This is a genomic window from Vibrio sp. PNB23_22_6 (genome assembly GCF_052877535.1).
The window spans coordinates 1-211 of the sequence record NZ_JBNFXP010000111.1 but is presented as its reverse complement, the minus strand read 5'-3'; the positions used below and the strand labels follow the sequence as shown (position 1 = coordinate 211).

General features: G+C 50.7%; 1 tRNA gene. It reads right to left on the bottom strand.

What is annotated here, in order from left to right:
- Positions 1-21: 21 nt before the first annotated feature.
- Positions 22-98, bottom strand: a tRNA-Met gene (locus ACVA54_RS19825).
- Positions 99-211 lie beyond the last annotated feature (113 nt).

The window sequence follows — 211 nt, the reverse complement described above, 5'->3', positions numbered from 1 at the left end:
CATCAGCAATTTATCTAAATGTGGTTGCGGGAGCTGGATTTGAACCAACGACCTTCGGGTTATGAGCCCGACGAGCTACCAAGCTGCTCCATCCCGCGTCCGGATGTCACTGTTAAGCACAATGAAAGCTATTTATTTGGAGCGACACACGAGGTTCGAACTCGTGACCTCAACCTTGGCAAGGTTGCGCTCTACCAACTGAGCTAGTGTC